This window comes from Marinicrinis lubricantis (assembly GCF_042658665.1).
In the GTDB taxonomy this organism is placed as follows: Bacteria; Bacillota; Bacilli; order Paenibacillales; family KCTC-33676; genus Marinicrinis; species Marinicrinis lubricantis.
Genome location: NZ_JBHSQV010000077.1, coordinates 1 through 1390 on the forward strand (window position 1 = coordinate 1; position 1390 = coordinate 1390).

The 1390-nt window shown below is 47.6% G+C and carries 1 protein-coding gene; it reads left to right on the forward strand.

All coding sequences use genetic code 11. The annotated features are described in order from the left end of the window. The first annotated feature begins 122 nt into the window (after positions 1 to 122). The gene (locus ACFPXP_RS08120) at positions 123 to 1346 is read left to right on the forward strand and encodes an IS256 family transposase (protein ID WP_379893734.1); all 1224 of its coding nucleotides are present in this window, start codon (positions 123 to 125) and stop codon (positions 1344 to 1346) included. Positions 1347 to 1390: the final 44 nt, after the last annotated feature.

The following is a 1390-nucleotide window of genomic DNA, read 5'->3' on the forward strand; positions in this document are numbered from 1 at the left end:
AGTTGAGTCCGTATAATTGTGTAAAATGCTAGAGCTCCTAAAAATAAAGGGAGCCATATTCAAATCCCTCAGTTAGAATGGTGTTGTCTAAGCATCACTCTAAATACACGAGGTGAATTGAAATGGCTCACTATCAGATTAACGTAGATTCGCAACTTTTACAGCAATTATTTTTAGGAAATTCTCAGGATGCAGGGGTATCGAAGTTGCTCGAATCTGTACTGAACCAAGTTCTACAAGCGCAGGTGAGTGAACAAGTGGAAGCTGATCGTTATGAACGGACAGAAAACCGACAAGCATATCGGAATGGATCGTATCCACATCAACTGCATACACGGGTAGGAACCATTACGTTAAGTGTTCCACGTATCCGTGGAGGAAAGTTTACAACCGAACTCTTCGCACGATACCAGAGGAGTGAACAAGCCTTAATACTGGCCATGATGGAAATGGTCGTAAACGGCGTGTCTACTCGTAAAGTCTCGCAGGTGACCGAAGAGCTTTGTGGAACTGAGTTCTCTAAATCAACGGTCTCCGATCTCTGTAAGCGCCTAGATCCGCTCGTCACAGCTTGGAATAATCGGCCTCTAGCAGACAGCCATTTCCCGTTTGTACTCGTTGATGCGATGTATCTTAAAGTGCGTGAAGACGGACGTGTACGCTCAAGAGGCGTCATGATTGCTATCGGCGTAAACAAGGAAGGATACCGTGAAATCCTTGGTCTTATGCTGGGTGACACCGAATCTGAAGCGAGCTGGAGTGAGTTTTTTAGTTCTCTAAAGAGCCGTGGACTGCGCGGTGTAGATCTCATCACATCCGACGATCATGGAGGCCTTGTACGTGCGGTACGGCAGCAACTTCAAGGAGTGAGTTGGCAACGATGCCAGACTCACTTCACACGAAATGTGTTAGATGCCACTCCTAAAGCCTTAAAAGATGAGATTCATGGCCGTCTGCGGTCGATTCTTGATGCCTCTGATGCAGAGACGGCAAGGCTATTGTTACAGCAGACCCTGACAGCATATGAAGACAAGGCCGGTAAAGCGATGCGCGTCCTGGAGAGTGGATTTGACGATGCAACAGCTATCCTCATGCTACCAGAACGTTACCGCAAGCGACTACGAACCACAAACAGCGTTGAACGTCTAAATGAAGAAGTTAGACGGCGAGAGCGCGTCATTCGTATCTTTCCAAACCGCGAATCGGTGTTACGCCTCATCGGCGCTCTGCTGATGGAACAGGATGAGAAATGGGCTGCTGGCAAGAAGTATCTCGACATGACCGAGTACATGGAATGGCGCAAGGATCGGCCAAAATCCGATGCCAAAGTGACTCGCATTATGTAGCCCCATCTAGCTGAGGGAATTTACACACGAATTTGGACTTGATC

What these genes read in the sequence shown, in the direction of transcription:
- ACFPXP_RS08120 (WP_379893734.1), top strand. Translation starts at nt 123, where the DNA reads ATGGCTCACTATCAGATTAACGTAGATTCGCAACTTTTACAGCAATTA.